We start from the raw sequence: 19294 nt of genomic DNA, 5'->3' as shown, positions 1-19294 counted from the left end.
GCGGCCGCGACCGGTCACGAGACCGGCCGTGCGTGGTCCAGCTTGATCGGCGCGTGCAGCTGCGAAACCTCCACAACCTCACGATCCTCGGAGGTCACGTTACCGCCGCCGTCCCGCACCGATGCGACCACCCCGCCGGGAATGTTCAACGCCGTACGCATCGTCGCCGGATCACCGATCACCATGATCGTGAACGGACCCGTCAACCGCCGCCCGTCCACCACCAGCGCACCCTCGGCCCCGTCCACGAAATACGTCGACGCGATGATCCGCGCCGCCGTACCGTCCGCGCCCTGGATCTGCATCGCCTCCGCGCCCGCACCCCGCAGCTCCTGCACCGCGTCCAGGATCCGCGTCGACGACACCGCCTTCGCCGGCCCCGAGAACCGCACCTCAAGACCCGGACCCACCGCCGGCAACGTACCCGCCAGGATGCCCAGCTCGTCCGCCCGCCGCGTCGCCTCCTCCAGCGCCGCCTGCCGACCCTGCTCACCCGACCGCAGCTGCCGCTGGCTCTCCTCCAGCAACTCGATCTCCTGGCGTAGCCGCCGCTCCCGCGAATCCAGATCCGACGAGATCCGCACCAGGTCCTCCTCCCGCGTCGCCGCGAGCGTCGGATCCGTCGACGTCGTCTTGAACTGCACCACGAGCGTGAAACCCAGCAGCGCCAGCAACACCGCGATCATCGCGCCCGCCGACGAGAACCGCCGCGCCGCCGACGGCGCCCCGGCACCAGCCGCCGCACCCGGCTCCGGCTCGGACTCCGGCACCGCCTCCCGCTCCGCGGGCTCCGCCACCTCGTCCGGCGCCGGCTCCACCGGCTCCACCGGCGCCAACGGGCTCAACTCGTCCGGATCGGGCGCGTCCGGGCGCGGATCCGGCTCACCCGCCGGACCCGACGGCCGCGCCGGCTCCCCCGGCCGCGGCCACCCGGTACCCGTCTCCCTGTGTTCCTCGCTCATCGCCACAAACCTACGCCCGGAACAGGTGCCGGCGGATCGCCGCCACATTTCCGAAGATGCGCACCCCGAGCACGACCACCACACCCGTGGACAACTGACCGCCCACGCCCAACTGGTCACCCAGGTACACGATCAGAGCCGCCACCAGCACATTCGAGATGAACGACACCACGAACTGCTTGTCGTCGAAGATCCGGTCCAGCTTCGCCCGCACCCCACCGAACACCGCGTCCAACGCGGCCACCACCGCGATCGGCAGATACGGCTGCAACGCCGCCGGCACCGTGGGGTCCAGATACACCCCGAGCACCACACCGGCGAGCAACGCCAGCACCGCGATCATCGGCCACCTCCCGAGGGGCTGGAAGAACCGCCCGGGCCGGACGGCCCGGGACTCGACGAACCGGCGCCACCCGAACCCGACGCACTCGCACTCGCGCTCGGACTGGGGCTCGCCGGAGGCTCGGCGTAGCGTAGCCGCGGCTGCGGCGCCGCCGGCAAGGTGAGGTCGTCGACCCGCTTCACCCCGAACGACAGACCCGTCGTCCGCGCCACCTCACGCATCAACGCCGCCGCCCGGCTCTCGTCGAACCGGTCCCGCATCGACCTCGGCCCGATCGCCTGCACCTCGTACGGACCCGTCACCGGCCGGTAGTCCACCAGGATCGCCTCACCCGCCGACCGGATCGTCGACGTCGCCGTCAACCGCTGGCCGTTCACCGCCACCGCCTCGGCGCCCGCAGCCCACAACGCGTTCGCGACCTTCTGCAGATCCGAGTACAGCACCCGGGACGGGCCCGCGTCGCCGCCGGTCACCCCGTCCTGGTCCGCCGCCGCGTCGGCCAGCCGCACCACCACGCCGTCCCCACGCACCCGGGCCAGGCCGGTCCCCGCCTCCAACGTGCGCAACCGGGACGCCTGCGAACCGCTCAACGCCGCGTCCCGCTGCCGGCTGACCTCCTCACGCAACTGCTCGGCGCGCTCGGTCAACCGGTCGGTCTCCGCCTCTCGCCCCTTGATCTCGGCGACCAGCCCCGCCCGCGCCGTCGCGCGGCTCGGCTCCTCCGCCATCGTCTCCCGGTACGCCACCGCGAACAGGAAACCGATCAGCGCCAGCACCACCAGGCTCACCGGCCGGCCCAGCACCTGCCGCACCCGCGACATCGAGCCCGTCGCCCGGCGCGCCGCCGCGTCCCCGTACCCCGGATCCAGCGGATTGCGGAACAGCTCGGTCAGGAAGTCCGGCGCGTACACCCGGTTCGACGGGTCGCGCTCCTTCTCCCCGTCCCGGGGCGGCGACGTGGTCATGCCGCCGCCCCGGGACGCCCCGCCCGCATGGCCCGCACGAGACGGCTCGCCTGCACCACGTACATCGCGCCGGCGACCCAGTAGAGGACCAGGCCCCACCAGGCCAGCCCCCAGCCGATCGCGCCGGCGGCGGTGCCGATGTCCGGCACCGCGTCGGCGAGCAGCAGGATCGGGAACGCCGCCAGCAGCAGGAACGTCGCGGTCTTGCCCACGTAGTGCACCGGCGGCGGGCCGTAGCCGTAGCGGCGCAGCACCCCGAGGGACACCAGCAGCAGCACTTCCCGGGCCAGCAGCGCGCCGGTGAACTGCCAAGGCACCACCTCGCGGGCGGTGAACGCGAGCAGCGTGGCGAGGATGTAGAGGCGGTCGGCCAGCGGGTCGAGCAGTTCCCCGAGCCGGCTCACCTGGCCCAGGCGGCGGGCGATCCAGCCGTCCACCCAGTCGCTGGTGCCGCCGACGGCGAGCACCGCGATGGCGGCGACGTCGGCCCGGACCACGAGGAACAGGTAGAGGAAGATCGGCACGCCGACGAGCCGGACGAAGCTGATCAGGTTGGGCAGGGTCAGGACGCGGTCTCCCACGACCGTGGCGGTCCCGGAATCCGGTTGCTCCGCTGGAGCCGGCCGACGCGACACCGAACCCTCCCTTCGCAGCACGGTCCGGCAGCCGGATGAGCGGCCGCTGGAGGGACGTGCGCGTTGCCGGCCGGTCAGACGCCGGCGCCCTCTGTGATCCCGGGCTGGGACCTCCCCGACGCGGCCCGCCATCGTCGTGATCACGGGCCGCCCAGTTGCGCTGCCACTATATCGGGCTCGCCGCTCTCCTCCGGGTGCCCGCTGCGCCGTTGCTTAGCGGTGTCACGGTGGTGACCGTCACAGCCGCTAAGGCATCCTAGGATACTAGTTGAGCGGTCGCCGGCAGGGCAGACACCGGCGCGCGAAATCAGGCGGTGCGGGCGGTCGAGTCCGACTCTGCCTGCGGGGCGGTGGTCGTCGCGGCCTGACTGAACGCCACCAGCGCCAGCAGCAGCTCGTGCTGCACCCGGTTGGGCATCCGGTCGAGCACGGCCTGCACCGCCCGGTGCCGTCTCTCCTGGAGGTCGCGCAGCAACGTATCCGCCGCCGCGGTCGGGATCAGCCGCACCTCCCGCCGGTCGCGCGGGTCGGCGACCCGACGCAGTAGGCCGACCGCCTCGAGGCGGTCGCACAGCCGGCTCGCCGACGACGGGACCACGTCCAGCAGCTCGGCCAGCCGGTTCACGTTGGTGTCCGGATGGGACACGATCAGTGACAGCACCCGCAGCTGGGTGGGCGAGACGCTGACGGTGTGCCGGGATGTGGCGGAGTCGAGCACACCGATGAGCGCCTCCGCAGCCGTTTCGATGGCCGCGGCAAGATTCGGAGGTCGCTCCACTCGCTGTCCCCTGCGATCGTCCCGCTCGTGTTCGCTCCGCCGCCCCGGTCACTGCCCCGTCACGTCGCCGGACCGGCTGGAGCCGCGCCAGTCCAGGCAGACGACGACCGCGTCGTCACGGAGATCCGCGTCGGCATGGTACGCATGCAGTTCGCGCATCACCGTACCAACTGCCTCGGTCGCCGGCTGCAGCCGAGTCGACCGCATCGCGCGCGCCATCGCCCGCACACCGTACGGCTCCTGCTCGTCGGGCTCCGCCCCGTACACCCCGTCGCTGACGACGAAGAGGCGATCGCCCGGCTCCAGAGTGAACTCCTGCACGTCGTAGCGGGTCTCGGCGAACATGCCCAGCGGCAGTTGCTGCTCCAGCGCGATCGGCGTGACCCGGCCCCCGCGCAGCCGCAGCAGTTGCGGTGAGCCGGCGTCGACCGCTCGCATCACGCCCCGGCGGCTGTCCAGCTCCAGCAGCAGCGTGGCCACGTGCCGGCTGCCCCGGTGCTGGTAGTAGATGGTGTCCGAGGCCAGCTCCGCCTGCTCCACGAGGCTGCCGCCGGACCGCCTTGCGTTGCGCATGGCGTTCACCGTCATCGCCGTGAGCATCGACGCGGCCAGCCCGCTGCCGGTGCCGTTGAGCACGGTGAGGGTGAGCCGGTCCCCGTCCACCGACCAGTCGAAGTGGTCACCGCCCACCGTGTACGCCGGTTCGAGCTGACCGGCGAGCAGCGCGTCACCGAGCCGTACGCTGCGCCCCGGCAGCAGGTCCCACTGCATCTCGGCGGCCATGCTCAGCCGCTCCCGGCGCCGGGCACGCCGGTAACGGTCGGTCTCCCGGTCGGCCGCCCGGATCGCGACGGCCAGCTCCCCCGCGGCGTCCCGGGCGGCCTCCACAGTGGCCGCGTCCGGGTCGCCGGGCAGCTCCACCATCAGCACGCCGAGCCGCTCCCCCCACACCGACAGCGGCAGGTAGGCCCGGCAACGGCCGTCCTCGACGATGTCCAGCACCGGCTCCTGGCTGCTGAAACAGCGCTGTGCGACGGTGTGGGCCAGCAGCGGGCCGCCGTCGGGCACGTCCGGGTCGAGCACCGGCCAGAGTCCGCTGGCGCGGTAGTCGGCGACGAACACCTCCGCCCGCGCGGCCCCGAGCGTCTGGCGGAGCACCGCGTCCGCGGTCTCCGCCAGCTGGTCGGGTGGCGCCGTGCGCAGGGCACGCGACACCGATCCGGACCCCTCCGGCATGCTCATCCTCCGATGACGACTATTGCTACAGGGCAAACATCATACGAAGGCCGCCCGAGGGCGAACGCCCCGCCTCGGCCGGGCGTGACGGGAGCGGCTCAGCCGGCCGGGCGGACCGCCAGCGCGCCGTGGAACGCGTCCGGCACCGGCTCGGGCTCACCCGCCGGCCGCCACCGCGCGACCGGCACGATGCCGTCCCCGGTCGGCTGCCAGCGGCCCAGCAGCGGCGCGAACCGCTCGGGCGCCCGCATCCGGAACGCCGGGCCCATCATGGCCAGCGCCTCGGGGTGCCCGGCCAGCTCCTCGGTGTCGAAGTCGATCGCCAGCCGGCTGCCGGGCGCCACCGCCTGGTACAGCTCGTCGAGCGTACGGGCGAGCGTGTCGTCGTCCAGGAACGCCGCCAGCCCGAGGAAGACCACCCCCACCGGCCGTCTCCCCCAGCCCGGCACGAACCGGTGCAACTGTGCCCGGTCGACGGTCCCGACGTCGGTGGCGTCGCCGTAGCCGTACCCGGCCCGGTCGCTGCCGGCGAGCAGGCTCCGGCCCAGCCGGACCGTCTCCGGGTCGACGTCGGTGTAGAGCACTGTCGCCTCCGGCGCGACCTCGTGCACGTTGCCGCAGGTGGGCACGCCCGCGCCGAAGACCAGGAAGCCGTCGACCCCGTCGGCGGCCATGGCCTGTACGGTGCGGCCGAGGAAACCGCGCAGCGACCGGAAGATCGCCGCGCAGGGCCCGTACGCCGCCTCGAACGCGGCGGCCGCTGCGACGTCCACCGGGCGGTGGTGCCGGCCGCCGAGCCAGTAGTCGATCATGCGGGCGGTGCTCGGTCCGTCCGGCTGATCCATCGACGGGGCTCCCTCCCCTGGGCGCTGCACGCCAGCGTACCCACCGGGCGACCCCGGCGGTATCGGCCCCGGCCCGCCCGCCCGGGCCGCGATACTGGCCGCGGAGCGCCGGCCACGAGGAGGTACGGGTGAACTCGGCGAACGGGGCCGCGGTGGTGGTCGGGGTGGACGGCTCCGAGCCCGCGACGCGGGCGGTGCGCCTGGCCGCCCGGGAGGCGCGGCGGCGCAACCGCCCGCTGCGGGTGGTGCACGGCTTCATCTGGCCGCTGCTGCGCGTACCGGTCTCCGCGCCGGCCGGGTCGCCACCCGGCGCCGGGCTGCGCAACCAGGCCGAGCAACTGGTCTCCGACGCGGTCGCGGTGGCCGAGGCGGAGTCACCCGGGCTGCGCATCACCGGCGAGATCATCGACGGGGAGGCGGCAGCGGTGCTGCTCGGCGAGTCCCCCACCGCCGCCGTGATCGTGCTCGGCGACCGGGGCCTGGGCGGATTCGCCGCGCTCGTGGTCGGCTCGGTCGCGGTCCAGGTCGCCTCGTACGCCGACTGCCCGGTGCTGATCGCGCGCGGCACCGCCCGGGCGGACGGCCCGGTCGTGGCCGGCGTGGACGGCTCCACGCTGTCACGCGCCGCCGTCGAGTTCGCCGCCGAGACCGCGTCCACGCGGGGCGCGCCGCTGCACATGGTGCACGCCCGTCCGGCCCCGCGCGGGCGGGACGACGGGGCCGAGGAGGACGAGCGGGTACTCACCGAGGCGCTGGCCGGGATCGGCGAACGGTGGCCGGACCTCACGGTGCACGCCGAGGCGGTACGCGCCAAACCGGTCGCGGCGCTGACCACGGCGTCGGCCGGCGCCCAGCTGCTCGTGGTGGGCCGGCAGGGCCGGGGCGCCCTGGGCGGGCTGCTTCTCGGCTCGGTGAGCCAGGGGATCCTGCACCGCTCCGCCTGCCCGGTCGCGGTGGTCCGAACCCTGGACTGAGTCGCCGTGGTCCGAGCCCCGGACCGAGCGGCGGCCCGGCCCGGCGGGGACCCGCCCGCAACGGTTGGTCCCGGCCCGGACGGGTAGACGCCTACGGTCAGCCGACAGCGATCCGGAGGAGGCAGAGATGCCAGGACCACGGCCGGGCAGCAACGCGTACGACAAGCAGCGGGCACGCCTTCGCGACCTCGTCGAGCAGTCCGGACGGGCGTCCGACAAGGAGGCCAACCAGGTCGCGAACCGGATCCTGCAGGACGACCGGGGGCAACGGGGTGTGGTCCGGGGCGAACGGACCTACGGCCCCAAGGGCAACCGGGAACCGGGTGACCCGAAGTGAGGACGGCAGCGGCTGTCGACGGCGCCATCGCGGGCGCCGTCGGCAGCGCCGTCCTCAACGCGGTCTCCTACCTGGACGTGGCGTTGCGGGCCCGGCCGGCCAGCAGCACCCCGGAATCGGTCGCCGGACGGCTGGCCGACGTGACGCACGTCGACCTGGGCCCCGGCGACGAGGCGGCGAACCGCCGCTCCGGTCTGGGGCCGTTCCTGGGGTACGCCATGGGCATCGCCGCCGGGGCCGGGTTCGGCGTCCTCGCCGCACGCCGGCGGATTCCGCTGCCGCTGGCCACGGTGCTGCTCGGCGGCGGCGTGATGGCCACCTCCGACGGCTCGATGACGGTGCTCGGCGTGACCGACCCGCGTACCTGGCGGCGCAGCGACTGGGTCTCCGACCTGATCCCGCACCTGGCGTACGGCCTGTCGGCCGCAGCCACCTGGCGGCGACTGCGGCCGACGTCGGCTCGCGGCTAGCTGTCGCTCTCGTCGTCGGCCACCGGCTCACCGGCCGGGCCGTACGGCGACACCTGCCCCTTGGGGACGGGACGTCCCGCGTCGGCGTTGGACGTGCCCCCGCCTCGCGAACGGCTGCCCGCCTGGGTGGCCGTCTTGCGGCTGTCCTGGCTGGTGGCGCCGAGATCGTTCCGGCGCAGTTCCTCCTGCTGCGGCTTGACCACGGGTCTCTCCTTCCCGGTGGAGCACACGGCCGTCGACCGCGCACCCGGCCCGCGTACCCGTCGCCGCCCCGCGCATTCCGCATCGGCCCGGAGGTCTGGCCGGGGCCGGGGCGGGTAACCCGGACGGATGCCAGACGATCGCAACGTCGCGCGTGCCCTGCTGGACCGGCAGTCCCGCACGTACGCGGAGGAGGCCGGCATCGCCCTCGCGGACCGGCCCGGCCCGCTCTACCAGTTGCTGGTGCTCACCACGCTGCTGAGCACCCGGATCCGGGCCTCGGTGGCGGTGGCCGCCGCCCGGGAGTTGTTCGCCGCCGGCTACCGCACCCCGCAGGCGATGGAGGCGGCGAGCTGGCAGGACCGGGTCGACGCGCTGGGCCGGGGCCACTACCGGCGCTACGACGAGCGGACGGCCACCATGCTCGGCACCGGCGCCCGGCTGTGCCTCGACCGCTGGCACGGCGACCTGCGCCGGCTGCACAACGAGGCCGGCTCCGAACCGGCCGTGCTGCGCCGGCTGCTCACCGAGTTCCCCGGCATCGGCCCCACCGGTGCGGACATCTTCCTGCGGGAGGCGCAGTCGGTGTGGCCGGACGTGTGCCCGTACGCCGACCGGCGCACGCTCGCCGGGGCGCGGCGGCTGGGCCTGCCGGCGAGCCCCGGTGACCTGGTCGGGCTGGTCGGCGAGGGCGACTTCGGCCGGCTGGCGTCGGCGCTGGTGCGGGTGGCCCTGGGCGAGGAGTCGGCGGGCGAGGTGAGCCGCAGCGCCGCGACGGCACACTGAGCCGGGCGGCTACTTGGCCGGGCCGGGCTTGGTCAGGTTCCAGGCCAGCAGCGACGCGAGCAGCGCCAGCAGCACCACGCCACCGGAGACGCCGCCCTCCCCGCCGCTGTCGCGGCTGCCGCTGAAGCCGAAGTAGATCACGGCCAGTCCGGCCAGCACGGTGACGAACGTACGCATTCCTCGGTCCTTCACGCCCGCACCGTACGACCGGCGGCGGGGCCGGGGACGGGGATCGGGCGGTTGTCCCCCGTCCGGGTGTCAGTCCGGCGTACGGCCGACAGCGGGGCCGCGCAGCCGGACCCGGCGGATCGCCCGTCCCGCCACCTCGACCACTTCGACGGTGAGGCCGGGCAGCCGCACCCGCTCCCCCGTGCCCTCGGGCAGCCGGCCCAGCCCGGCCAGCACCAGCCCGGCCACCGTGGTGTACTCGCGCGACAGCGGAAACGTCACGCGGACGCCCACGTCGGGTAGGTCGTGCAGCGGGAAGTCGCCGGGCAGCAGCAGCGCCCCGTCGGGTTCCCGGACGGCGCGGTGCACATCCCGGTCGGTCTCGTCGTACAGCTCACCGACGACCTCCTCGAGCAGGTCCTCCATGGTGACCAGGCCGTCCACGCCGCCGTACTCGTCGACCACCAGGGCGAGCTGCTCGTGCCGCTGGCGTAGCTGCCGCATCGCGTCGGCCACCGGCAACGTGCCGGGCAGCAGCAACGGCGGGCGGGCGAGGTCGCCGACACGCGCGCCGTCGGCGTCCACCAGGTCGCGGATGTGCACGGTGCCGCACACGTCGTCGAGCCCGCCGGGGCCGATCACCGGTGCCCGGGACCGGCCGGTAGCGGCCAGCCGGCGCATCGCCTCGGCCGCCGGCAGGTCGGCGGGCAACGTGGTCACGTCGCGGCGCGCGACGATGATCTCCCGCAGCGTACGGCCGGCGATGTCGAACGCCCCGGCGAGGATCTCGCGCTGCTGGGCGGACAGGCCGCGCTGGCTGACCAGCATCTCCCGCAGCTCCTCCTCGGTCACCTCCTGCCGGCTGGCGCGCGGGTCGCCGCCGGCGAGCCGGACCAGCAGGTCGGTGGAGCGGCCGAGCAGCCACACCGCCGGCCGGGACAGCCGGGCGAGCAGGTCCAGCGGCCCGGCGCTGATCAGCGCCCACCGCTCCGCCGTCTGCATGGCCAGCCGCTTGGGCGCCAGCTCCCCCACCACGAGCGTGAGGAACGTCAGCAGCAGCGTCACCAGGAACACCGCCACCGGGCGGGCGGCCCCGCCGAGGAAGCCCAGCGGGCCGACCAGCGGCTCGGCCAGCGTCACCGCGGCGGCGGCCGAGGCGAGGAACCCGGCGAGTGTGATGCCGAGCTGGATGGTGGCCAGATAGCGGTTCGGTTCGCGGGTGAGGCGGCTCAGCCGCGCCCCGGCCCGCCCGGAACGCGCCAGCCGCCGCAGCTGCCCCTCCCGCAGGCTCACCAGCGCCATCTCGCTGCCAGACAGGGCGGCGTTGACGAGGATCAGCACCAGCACCAGCGCGACCTGCACGCCCATCAGTCGGTCTCCAGGTCGTCCAGCGAGATCGCGTGGGTCATCAGCCAGCGGGCCAGCGCGGCCATCCCGAACAGCCACAGCGGCGCCGACTCGGTGGGGCCGTTCGTGGCGAAGATGGCGAATCGCAGGTCCGGGGCGCGGTACGCCTCGATCCGCCACTTGTGGTTCTTGTCCCGCCAGACCGCGGAAGGGTCCATGGCGTCACGGTAGGTGACCGGGACGGGCGGGCGACGCCGGTTGACTCAGCCCGGCGGGCGGACCACCTCGCGGGCGTCGTCGGGCAGCCGCCGGGTGGCCCCGCGCCGGTCCAGCAGTTCCAGCAGCGGCACCGCCACCCGCCGGGTGGTGCCGAGCGCCTGTCGGGCGGCGCTGAGCGTGAACGGCTGCGGCAGCGCGGCGAGCACGCGCACCGCGTCGTCCGGGGCGCCGGGCAGCAGCACCACGTTCTCGGCCAGCTTCAGCAACGCGCCGGCCCGTACCGCGGCGCCGATCTCGCGGGGGCCGAGCCCGAGGTCGGCCAGGTGGTGCGCCTCGGGGGCCTGGAACGGCCGGTCGCCGTACTCGGCCCGGACCCGGTCCACCGCCCGGGCCACCGGGTCCGGCAGGGTCCGCTCGGGGGCGGCGGTGACCAGGCCGTCGCGCAGCCGCAGCGGCGGGCGCAGCAACGCCGTGACCAGGGCACGGTCGGGCAGGTCGAGCCGGTGGCGCAGCACGTCGGCGGGTACGCCCGCGGCGAGCGGATGCTCGGCGGCGTACCGGGTCACCTCCTCGGTGAGGCGGCGGCCCAGATCCCGCCAGTGATCCGGGTCGGCCAGCCACTGCCCGGCCACCGGCGTCGCGGTCGGCGGCACGCCCATCCGGGTCAGGTCACCGGCCCGGGCGAGCCGTCGGCGGCGCAGCTCCCCGGCCAGGTCCGGCCGCCCGTCCAGGCCGGCGAGCACGGCCGCGCGGGCGGCCGCCGCGCCCCGGCGGCGCAGCGGCGGCGGGTCCACGTCCAGCACCGTCACGCCGCCCGCCACGTGGTGCCGGCCGGGGTCGCGCAGCAGCGCACGGTCCCCGATCAGCAGCGGCAACGGGCGGGCCAGGCGCAGCCGTACCGTGTCCGGGCCCAGCGGCCGGACCTGGGCGGGCACCGCCGCGGAGCCCACGTGCAGGGTGAGCGTGGCCGGCAGGTCGGCGGCCGGATCGCCGGACAGCCGCACGTCGAGCAGGTCGGTACGCCCGAACCGGCCGGGCGTGAGCAGCGCGTCGCCGCGCCCGACCCGGTCGCGGGACAGCCCGCGCAGGTTCACCGCGACCCGGGCCACCGCCTCGACCTCGGTCCGGGCCGTGCCGAGCGAGTGCAGTCCGCGTACCCGCACCGCCTCGCCGTCGGCGGCCAGCTCCAGCTCGTCGCCGGTGCGAAGCCGGCCACCGCCGAGTGTGCCGGTGACCACCGTGCCGCTGCCTCGGACGGTGAACGCCCGGTCCACCCAGAGCCGCACCGGCGCGTCCCGCGCCGGGTCGGGCAGCCGGGCGGTCAGGCGGTCCAGTGCGGCGCGCAGCTCGGGGAGCCCGGCGCCGGTGACCGCGGAGACCGGCACCGCCTCCACCTCACCCAGCGAGGTCGCGGCGATCTCCGTCCGGGCCCGCGCCGCCGCCGGCCCCGGGTCGGCCAGGTCCGCGCGGGTGACAACGAGCAGCCCGTACGACACGCCCAGCGCGTCCAGCGCGGCCAGGTGCTCGGCGGACTGCGGCATCCAGCCCTCGTCGGCTGCCACGACGATCAGCGCGGCCGGGACCGGGCCGACACCGGCCAGCATGTTCGGCACGAACCGCTCGTGTCCCGGTACGTCGACGAAGGCGATCGTGCCGCCCGACGGCAGTGTGGTCCAGGCGAAGCCGAGGTCGATGGTCATGCCGCGGCGGCGTTCCTCCGCCCACCGGTCCGGTTCCATCCCGGTCAGCGCCCGCACCAGCGTGGACTTGCCGTGGTCGACGTGCCCGGCGGTCGCCACCACCCACATGCCGGTCAGTCCCCCACGCTCAGCACGGCCGCGCGGACCCGGTCGTCGGCGTCCTCCGGCACGGCGCGCAGGTCCAGCAGGAGCCGGCCGTGCAGCACCCGGCCGAGGACCGCCGGGTCGCCGGTGCGCAGCGGCTCGGCGTACCGCTCGGGCAGGCTCAGCGCCCACGAGTCCAGCTCCACGCCGGGTGCCCCGCCGCCGCCGACGACCGCAGCCGACGGCACCACCTCGGCCTTGCAGCCGTCCTCGCCGAGCCGGTCCCGTAGCCGTTCCAGCCGCTCCCGCAGCCGGGCCGGGTCGGCGTGCAGCGCGTCCCGGGTGGGCGTGGTCGGCGCGTACAGGGTGGCGGCGAGCGCGGCGAGGGTGAGCTTGTCGACCCGCAGCGCCCGCGCCAGCGGGTGCCGGCGCAGCCGGTGCACCAGGTCGGCGTCGCCGAGCAGCAGGCCGGCCTGCGGGCCGCCGAGCAGCTTGTCGCCGCTCGCGGTGACCAGGTGCGCGCCCGCGCGCAGCGTGGTGGCCGCGTCCGGCTCGGCGGGCAGCAGCGGATCAGGCGCGAGCAGGCCCGACCCGATGTCGACCACCACCGGTACGCCGAGCGTCGCCAGCTCGGCCACCGGCACCGCCGAGGTGAAGCCGGTGACCACGAAGTTCGACGGATGCACCTTGAGCACGAACCCGGTCCGCTCGCCGATCGCCGCTTCGTAGTCGGCGCGGGTGGTTCGGTTGGTGGTGCCCACCTCGCGCAGCCGCGCACCGGTGCTGGCCAGCAGGTCGGGCAGGCGGAACCCGTCGCCGATCTCGACCAGCTCACCGCGACTCACCACGATCTCCCGGCCGGCGGCCAGCGCGGTCGCGGCGAGCGCCAGCGCGGCGGCGCCGTTGTTCACCACGTGCACCGCCCCGGCGTCGGGCACGGCCGCGGCGAGCGCGTCGAGCGCCTCCCGGCCGCGCCGGGCCCGCAGCCCGGTACGCAGGTCCAGCTCCACGTCGGTGTGCCCGGCGGCGGCGACCAGCGCGTCCACGGCGGACGGGGCGAGCGGGGCGCGACCCAGGTTGGTGTGCAGCACGACGCCGGTGGCGTTGAGCACCGCCCGTGGCGTACGGCCGGGCAGGTCGGCCAGCGCCGCGCCGCGTACCTGATCGGGGGTCAGCTCGCCGCGGCGGGCGCGGTCCTGCGCGCGGACGATCGCGGCCTTGACCCGGTCGCGGCCGAGAGTGCCGGCGGCGGCGGCCAGCGCGGGATCGGCGAGCAGCGCGTCGGTGCGCGGCACCCGCCGTCGCGGGTCGACCTCACGCATCGGCGCACTCCCGGGGAACGGTTTGGCGGAGACGGACGGGAATCGAACCCGCCTGGCCCGGGTCCCGGACCACACCGGTTTTGAAGACCGGGAGGGGCACCAGCCGCCTGAACGCCTCCACGAAGCAGTCAACCACAGCGGACGGAAGGCCGCCCGGGGAGGTGTCAGTCCTGGTCGGCGGCCCGCCGGTCGGCGCGTTCGCGCTGCGGCACCACCGTGTACCGCGGATCCCGGGCGGACGCGACCCCGCCGTGGAAGATGCCGAACCGGGTGCACGCCGACGCGGCGATCAGCGCGCCGCCGGACAGCGCGGACAGCACCCGGCTGCGCCGGCCGATCAGCGCGCCCGCCACACCGGCGGCGGTCAGCGCCCGGCCCGCGCGAAGCAGCTTCCCCGGCGTGCCCTGCGTGTAGGGCTCACTGAGCAGGCCGAGCCGGTTCTCCACCCGGTGCGAACCCCACAACTCCATCGCCGCGCCCGCGACCGCCATGCGCCGCGCCGGGCCGGCCTGCGCGCAGGGCGCGGCCACCAGCCCGACACCGGCGCCGCTGGCCAGCGCGCTGCCCGCGAAGATGGCGGGCAGTTCCGGGTACGCCTCGTGCCACGACGGCACCGCCGTGTCCGCCAGCAGCACCCCGGTGTACGTGGCCAGCGCAGGCGCGGTGACGGCGGCGACCACACCGGCGGCGTGCCCGGCCGGGGGCAGCAGCCGGCGGCCGAGCCCCAGCACGCCGCGCCCGGGCAGCAGCGGGGCCGCCTCGGCGACCGCGGCGACCCCGGCGGCCGGGCCGAACACGCTGAGGATCCAGGTGCCCACCGACATCGGCGAGGTCACCTTCGCCACCCGCAGCATGTGGTGGAAACGCGACGGCCGGCCCAGGTCGTTGACCAGGAAGTACGTGCTGGCGCCGACGCCCGCGAGCGCGGCGACCCGGCCGGCGCGGCGCAGCGCGGGGCGGCCGGTGAACTGGCCGCCCGCGGCGAGCAGCGACGACCCGGCGGCGAGACCGCCGGTGAACAGGTACGCGGCGATGTCCCACCGCCACACGGGCGGCTTGAGGATGGGCCGGCCGTAGTAGGAGGTGAACTCGGCCGGCGGGACGTTCAGCTGCTCCCCGCCGCCCTTGCCGCCCTTGCCGCGGCGCCGGCGCGGTGCCGCGTCGCGGGGCGGGTGCGGGGCCAGCCCGGCGTCGCGGGAGCCCGCGTCGGTGCGGCCCACCCCGGGACCGGCGGCGGTGGCCCGGCTGCCGCTCTCCCGCCCGGCGGCGCTGCGGCTCTCCCGCCCGGCGGCGCTGCCGTTCTCGCGTTCCGCGGACAGGCGCTCGCGGAAACGGCGGAACAGGTCACCGACCGGTCGGTCCGGGCTCACGACGATCCTCCGGCGAACGCGGCGACGGCAGCCGCCGCCATGGCCAGCGCGGCCAGCCCGGCCCGCTTCCACATCTTCGGCAGGTCCCGGGTGGTGACCACCGGGTCCGGCGGCAACCCGTACACCTCGGGTTCGTCCAGCAGCAGGAAGAACGCGCCGTCGCCGCCGACGCCGTCGGTCGGGTCATGGCCGTACAGTCGTGCCTCCGGCACCCCCCGCTCGTGCAGCGCGGCGACCCGCGTGGCGGCGCGTTCCCGCAGCTCGTCGAGCGGGCCGTACTGGATCGACTCGGTCGGGCAGGCCTGCGCGCAGGCGGGTGTCATGCCCGCGCCGATCCGGTCGTAGCAGAGCGTGCACTTCCACGCCCGGCCGTCGCCCTTGCGCTGGTCGATCACGCCGTACGGGCAGGCGGAGATGCAGTAGCCGCAGCCGTTGCAGATGTCCTCCTGCACCACCACCGTGCCGAACTCGGTGCGGAACAGCGAACCGGTCGGGCACACGTCCAGGCAGGCCGCGTGCGTGCAGTGCTTGCACACGTCGGACATCATCAGCCAGCGGAAGTCGGTGCGGCTCTCCACGCCGGTGCCCCGCCCGGGCGGGGCAGTGCCGGGCATGCCGAGGAACTCCGGCCCGGCAGCCATCCGCGCCGCCGCCTCCGGCTGCCCCGGTGGCAGGCCGGGGTTCGTACCGGTGTCGGGTGCCGTCACCGCGCCGACGGCCGCGGACGCCGGGCTGGTCGCCGGGCCGGTCGGGTCACCCGCGAACGGCGGCGTGCGGTGCCCGGCCGGGCGGGGCTGCTCGATGAACGCCACGTGCCGCCACGAGTTCGCGGTGAGCGCGCCGGTGTTGTCGTACGACATGCCGAGCAGGTCGAAGCCCGAGTCGGGGACGTCGTTCCACTCCTTGCAGGCGACCTCGCACGCCTTGCAGCCGATGCAGACGCTGGTGTCGGTGAAGAAGCCCATCCGGGGCGGCGCGTCGACCCAGCCCGCGTCCGGGGCCGGGTCGAGCGGGCCGTACAGGCTGTTGGCGTCAGGCATGCGGTTCCCCGTCCTGGTGCGCGGCGGGCGACTGCTCGTCGGTGCTGCCGGCGGCGTCGTCCCCGCCGGCCGCGTCGGTGGTCACCATCGGCACCTTGCGGTCCGCCGTCATGGCGGCCCGCCGCTGGTAGTCGCCGACCAGATCGAGCAACGGAGGGCCGGTGGGGCGACGGCCGGGCCGGATGTCGCAGGTGCCGACCTTGCTCTCCTGGATGAGGACGTTCGGGTCCAGCGTGATGCCGAACAGGTCGTTCGCCGAGTCGCCGGTGACCAGACCCTCGGTGCCGAAGTGGTACGGCAGCCAGACCTGGTGGATGATCCGGCCGTCCACCCGCAGCGGGGTGAGCCGGTCGGTGACGAGAACCCGCGCCTCGATCACCGCCCGGCCGCTGATCAGGTGCGCCCAGCCCAGATGCGCCAGCCCGACCTCGCCGGCCAGCTCCGGGGACACCTCGACGAACATCTCCGGTTGCAGCTCGGCCAGGCGCGACACGGTACGGCTCATCCCGCCGGCGGTGTGGTGCTCGGTGAGGCGGCTGACCGTGAACACGTACGGGAAGACCTGGCTGTGCGGCTCCGGCGGACTCGGGTTCATCCGGTTGATCGGGTGCTCGTAGATCTTACGGGTCGGGTTGGCCTGCTGACCGTAGAGCGGGTTGCGCATCGGCGACTCGGCCGGCTCGTAGTGCGTCGGCAGCGGCCCGTCGAGGACGCCGCTCGGCGCGTACAGCCACGCCTTGCCGTCGCCCTGCATGACGAACGGGTCGTCACCGGCGAGCGCGGCCGGGCCCGAGGCGCCCTCGGGCGGCCGGTACGACGGCGGCTTCGTCTTCTCGAAGTCCGGCACGTCGTACCCGGTCCACTCGCCGGCGTCCGCATCCCACCAGACGTACTTCTTGCGCTCGCTCCACGGGCGGCCGTCCGGGTCGGCGGAGGCGCGGTTGTAGAGCGTGCGGCGGTTCGCCGGCCACGCCCAGCCCCACTCGGCCGCCACCCAGTCCTGCTCGTGCCGGGACCGGCGGCGGGCCGCCTGGTTCACCCCGTCGGCGTAGACGCCGGAGTAGATCCAGCAGCCGATCGCCGTGGAGCCGTCGTCGCGGGCCTCGCCGAAGGCGTTGAGCGGGCGGCCGGTGGCCACCTCGTACCCGTTGATCTCCTTGAGCACCGCCTCGGCGCTCGGCTCCGCGTGCGGACCGTGCGTCGGGTAGTCCCAGGCCAGGTCCAGCAGCGCGCGGTCGCGGCGCTCGGTGGAGGCGGCCAGCTTCTCCCGCAGCACCCGGCCCAGGTGGTAGAAGAACCACAGCTCGGAGCGGGCGTCGCCCGGCGGGTCGACGGCCTTCTCCCGCCACTGCAGCAGCCGCTGCGTCTGGGTGAACGTGCCCTCCTTCTCCACGTGCGAGGCCGCCGGCAGGAAGAACACCTCGGTGCGGCACTCCTCCGGCACGATCTCGCCGGTGGCGACCTCCGGGCTGTTCTTCCAGAACGTGGCGCTCTCGATCATGAACAGGTCGCGGACGACGAGCCAGTCCAGGTTGGCCATGCCCAGGCGCTGGGCCCGGCCGTGCGCCGACCCGACCGCCGGGTTCTGGCCGAGCAGGAAGTAGCCCTTCACCCTGCCGTCGATCATGTTCAGGACCTGCTGGTACGTGCCGTGGTCGCCGGTCATCCGGGGCATGTACCCGTAGCAGAAGTCGTTCTCCGGCGTCGCCGCGTCACCCCAGTACGCCTTGAGCAGGCTCGCCGCGAAAGCCCGCGAGTTGCCCCAGAAGCCCTTCTGGCCCGGGTGCCGGATGCTGTCCACCCACTCGTCGAACGTCGGGTGGTCGGCGTGGTGCGGCATCGGCAGGTAGCCGGGCAGCAGGTTGAACAGCGTCGGGATGTCGGTGGAGCCCTGGATGCTGGCGTGGCCGCGCAGCGCCAGGATGCCACCGCCCGGCCGGCCCATGTTGCCCAGCAGCGTCTGGATGATCGAGCCGGTCCGGATGTACTGCACGCCGACGCTGTGCTGCGTCCAGCCGACCGAGTAGACGAGCGCTCCGGTGCGCTCCCGCCCCGAGTTCTCCGTCCAGGCGCGGGCCAGCTCGAGGAACTTCTCCTCCGGGATGCCGCACACGCGGGCCACCATCTCCGGGGTGTAGCGGGAGAAGTGGCGCTTCAGGATCTGGTAGACGCAGCGCGGGTGCTGCAACGTCTCGTCCCGTGGCGCCTGCGCCGGCACCGGCTCGCCGTGCGACTCGTGCTCCAGCCCGGAGGCCGAGTCGCGTTCCTTACCGGTGCCCCGGATCTTGGCGTTGTCCTCCTGCCCCTCGTACTGCCAGCTCGCGTGGTCGTACGAGCCGGTGTCCGGGTTGTAGCCGGAGAACAGGCCGTCCAGGTCCTCGGTGTCGACGAACTGCTCGCTGACGATGTTGGCCGCGTTGGTGTACGCCAGCACGTACTCCCGGAAGTCGAGCTCGTTCTCCAGGATGTAGCGCACCACGCCGCCGAGCAGCGCGATGTCCGTGCCCGCCCGGATCGGCAGGTACGTGTCGGCGAGCGCGCTGGTACGCGTGAACCGCGGGTCGACGTGGAAGACCTTCGCGCCGCGCTTCTTCGCCTCCATCACCCACTGGAAGCCCACCGGGTGAGCCTCGGCCATGTTCGAGCCCTGGATGACGATGACGTCAGCGTTGACGAGGTCCTGCTGGAAGTCCGTGGCGCCGCCACGACCGAAGCTGGTCCCCAGACCGGGGACGGTGGCGGAGTGTCAAATACGGGCCTGGTTCTCGATCTGGAGTGCCCCCATCGCCGTGAACAGCTTCTTGATGAGGTAGTTCTCCTCGTTGTCCAGCGTCGCGCCGCCGAGGCTGGAGATGCCGAGCGTCCGGTTCAGCGGGCGGCCCTCGTCGTCGACGTCCTCCCAGGTCTCCGCGCGGGCGGCGAGGATCCGGTCGGCGATCATGTCGAGCGCGACGTCGAGATCCAGGTCTTCCCACTCGGTCGCGTACGGCCGGCGGTAGCGGACCTTGGTCTGGCGCAGCGGGCTGGTCACCAGGCTCTTGCTGGCCGAGCCCTTCGGGCAGAGCCGGCCGCGCGAGATCGGGCTGTCCGGGTCGCCCTCGATCTGGGTGACCTTGCCGTCGGAGTGGAAGACGCGCTGCCCGCAGCCGACCGCGCAGTACGGGCAGACGGAGCGGGCCATGCCGTCGGCGGTCTCGGTGCGGGGAGCCAGCTCGGCGGAGCGCGCCGACTGGGCGGCGGCGCCGCGACCGAGCGGGTCGGTGCCGGTGAGTTGCCGGTAGACCGGCCACCCCTGGATGAACGTCTTGAAACCCATCCGGGCACCCCCTCTCCGTCGAGAACGGCTCACCTCTGCCTGTAACCCTAGGCCAGCGGTGCGGGGCGTGCGACTCGAGCCCGAAGACAGAGCCGCCCCGGCCGGATGGCCGGGGCGGCTCTGGGCGTCGGTGTGCATGTCGCCTCTCGGCGAGTGGCGCGACGCGGCTCCAGCCGAACGGTATTCCGCGAAGGCA

20 protein-coding genes and 1 tRNA gene are annotated in these 19294 nt (G+C 74.6%); 4 read left to right on the top strand and 17 right to left on the bottom strand.

Translation table 11 applies throughout. The annotated features are described in order from the left end of the window. Positions 1 to 14 precede the first annotated feature (14 nt). The 7 genes from GA0070562_RS25470 to GA0070562_RS25440 form a co-directional block, all read right to left on the bottom strand. The gene (locus GA0070562_RS25470) at positions 15 to 962 is read right to left on the bottom strand and encodes a DUF881 domain-containing protein (RefSeq protein ID WP_091426881.1); all 948 of its coding nucleotides are present in this window, start codon (positions 960 to 962) and stop codon (positions 15 to 17) included. Positions 963 to 972: 10 nt separating this feature from the next. Next, entirely contained in the window at positions 973 to 1305 is a 333-nt protein-coding gene (locus GA0070562_RS25465; protein ID WP_091426880.1) for a small basic family protein, read from the bottom strand. Continuing rightward, a complete protein-coding gene (locus GA0070562_RS25460) occupies positions 1302 to 2270 on the bottom strand; it encodes a DUF881 domain-containing protein (protein WP_091426879.1) in 969 nt (322 codons plus the stop codon). The genes GA0070562_RS25465 and GA0070562_RS25460 overlap by 4 nt, the downstream gene beginning before the upstream one ends. Then, entirely contained in the window at positions 2267 to 2905 is a 639-nt protein-coding gene (gene clsA / locus GA0070562_RS25455) for a cardiolipin synthase ClsA (protein WP_091426878.1), read from the bottom strand. The genes GA0070562_RS25460 and clsA overlap by 4 nt, the downstream gene beginning before the upstream one ends. Positions 2906 to 3212: 307 nt before the next feature. Then, the gene (locus GA0070562_RS25450) at positions 3213 to 3683 is read right to left on the bottom strand and encodes a MarR family transcriptional regulator (RefSeq protein ID WP_091426877.1); all 471 of its coding nucleotides are present in this window, start codon (positions 3681 to 3683) and stop codon (positions 3213 to 3215) included. A gap of 48 nt (positions 3684 to 3731) precedes the next feature. After that, entirely contained in the window at positions 3732 to 4919 is a 1188-nt protein-coding gene (locus GA0070562_RS25445) for a PP2C family protein-serine/threonine phosphatase (protein WP_091426876.1), read from the bottom strand. A gap of 98 nt (positions 4920 to 5017) precedes the next feature. Then, positions 5018 to 5764 (bottom strand): SAM-dependent methyltransferase, encoded by a 747-nt coding sequence (locus tag GA0070562_RS25440; protein WP_091426875.1) that lies wholly within the window; start codon positions 5762 to 5764, stop codon positions 5018 to 5020. 128 nt (positions 5765 to 5892) lie between these two features. On the opposite strand from GA0070562_RS25440, the gene GA0070562_RS25435 reads away from it, so the two are divergent. From GA0070562_RS25435 to GA0070562_RS25425, 3 genes are all read left to right on the top strand, one after another. Further along, a complete protein-coding gene (locus GA0070562_RS25435) occupies positions 5893 to 6738 on the top strand; it encodes a universal stress protein (protein WP_091426874.1) in 846 nt (281 codons plus the stop codon). Between the two features lie 127 nt (positions 6739 to 6865). Beyond that, positions 6866 to 7075, top strand: a complete 210-nt coding sequence (locus tag GA0070562_RS25430) for a hypothetical protein (protein ID WP_013286381.1) — start codon at positions 6866 to 6868, stop codon at positions 7073 to 7075. Continuing rightward, a complete protein-coding gene (locus GA0070562_RS25425) occupies positions 7072 to 7545 on the top strand; it encodes a hypothetical protein (protein ID WP_091426873.1) in 474 nt (157 codons plus the stop codon). The genes GA0070562_RS25430 and GA0070562_RS25425 overlap by 4 nt, the downstream gene beginning before the upstream one ends. Here GA0070562_RS25425 and GA0070562_RS25420 read toward each other — a convergent pair. Continuing rightward, positions 7542 to 7748, bottom strand: a complete 207-nt coding sequence (locus tag GA0070562_RS25420; protein ID WP_091426872.1) for a hypothetical protein — start codon at positions 7746 to 7748, stop codon at positions 7542 to 7544. The genes GA0070562_RS25425 and GA0070562_RS25420 overlap by 4 nt on opposite strands. Positions 7749 to 7875: 127 nt before the next feature. Between GA0070562_RS25420 and GA0070562_RS25415 the strand changes: the two genes are divergently transcribed. Then, the gene (locus GA0070562_RS25415) at positions 7876 to 8532 is read left to right on the top strand and encodes a hypothetical protein (RefSeq protein ID WP_091426871.1); all 657 of its coding nucleotides are present in this window, start codon (positions 7876 to 7878) and stop codon (positions 8530 to 8532) included. 9 nt (positions 8533 to 8541) lie between these two features. Here the strand turns inward: GA0070562_RS25415 and GA0070562_RS25410 are convergent, their stop codons facing one another. The 9 genes from GA0070562_RS25410 to fdh form a co-directional block, all read right to left on the bottom strand. After that, positions 8542 to 8724 carry a hypothetical protein gene (locus tag GA0070562_RS25410; RefSeq protein WP_091426870.1) on the bottom strand — a complete coding sequence of 61 codons (183 nt, stop codon included), beginning with the start codon at positions 8722 to 8724 and terminating at the stop codon, positions 8542 to 8544. Between the two features lie 66 nt (positions 8725 to 8790). Continuing rightward, positions 8791 to 10068, bottom strand: coding sequence for a hemolysin family protein (locus GA0070562_RS25405; protein WP_091426869.1), 1278 nt, complete (start codon positions 10066 to 10068; stop codon positions 8791 to 8793). Beyond that, complete coding sequence (locus GA0070562_RS25400; protein WP_013286387.1) at positions 10068 to 10265, bottom strand: hypothetical protein; 198 nt, start codon at positions 10263 to 10265, stop codon at positions 10068 to 10070. Before GA0070562_RS25400 ends, GA0070562_RS25405 begins: the two co-directional genes overlap by 1 nt. 45 nt (positions 10266 to 10310) lie before the next feature. Then, entirely contained in the window at positions 10311 to 12074 is a 1764-nt protein-coding gene (gene selB, locus GA0070562_RS25395) for a selenocysteine-specific translation elongation factor (RefSeq protein ID WP_091426868.1), read from the bottom strand. A gap of 5 nt (positions 12075 to 12079) precedes the next feature. Next, positions 12080 to 13372: an L-seryl-tRNA(Sec) selenium transferase gene (gene selA / locus GA0070562_RS25390; RefSeq protein ID WP_091426867.1), complete on the bottom strand. Its 1293-nt coding sequence runs from the start codon at positions 13370 to 13372 to the stop codon at positions 12080 to 12082. A 23-nt stretch (positions 13373 to 13395) separates the two neighbouring features. After that, positions 13396 to 13491: transfer RNA gene (locus GA0070562_RS30390), tRNA-Sec, on the bottom strand. A 45-nt stretch (positions 13492 to 13536) separates the two neighbouring features. Continuing rightward, complete coding sequence (gene nrfD, locus GA0070562_RS25385; protein WP_091426866.1) at positions 13537 to 14742, bottom strand: NrfD/PsrC family molybdoenzyme membrane anchor subunit; 1206 nt, start codon at positions 14740 to 14742, stop codon at positions 13537 to 13539. After that, complete coding sequence (locus tag GA0070562_RS25380; protein WP_091426865.1) at positions 14739 to 15782, bottom strand: 4Fe-4S dicluster domain-containing protein; 1044 nt, start codon at positions 15780 to 15782, stop codon at positions 14739 to 14741. Before GA0070562_RS25380 ends, nrfD begins: the two co-directional genes overlap by 4 nt. After that, on the bottom strand, positions 15775 to 19098 hold the full coding sequence (gene fdh, locus GA0070562_RS25375; protein WP_254663870.1) for a formate dehydrogenase: 3324 nt from the start codon (positions 19096 to 19098) through the stop codon (positions 15775 to 15777). The genes GA0070562_RS25380 and fdh overlap by 8 nt, the downstream gene beginning before the upstream one ends. Positions 19099 to 19294 lie beyond the last annotated feature (196 nt).

The sequence above is a fragment of the Micromonospora tulbaghiae genome, assembly GCF_900091605.1.
Lineage (GTDB): Bacteria > Actinomycetota > Actinomycetes > Mycobacteriales > Micromonosporaceae > Micromonospora > Micromonospora tulbaghiae.
The sequence above is the reverse complement of the archived record's forward strand: the minus strand, read 5'-3'. Positions and strand labels throughout refer to the sequence as shown.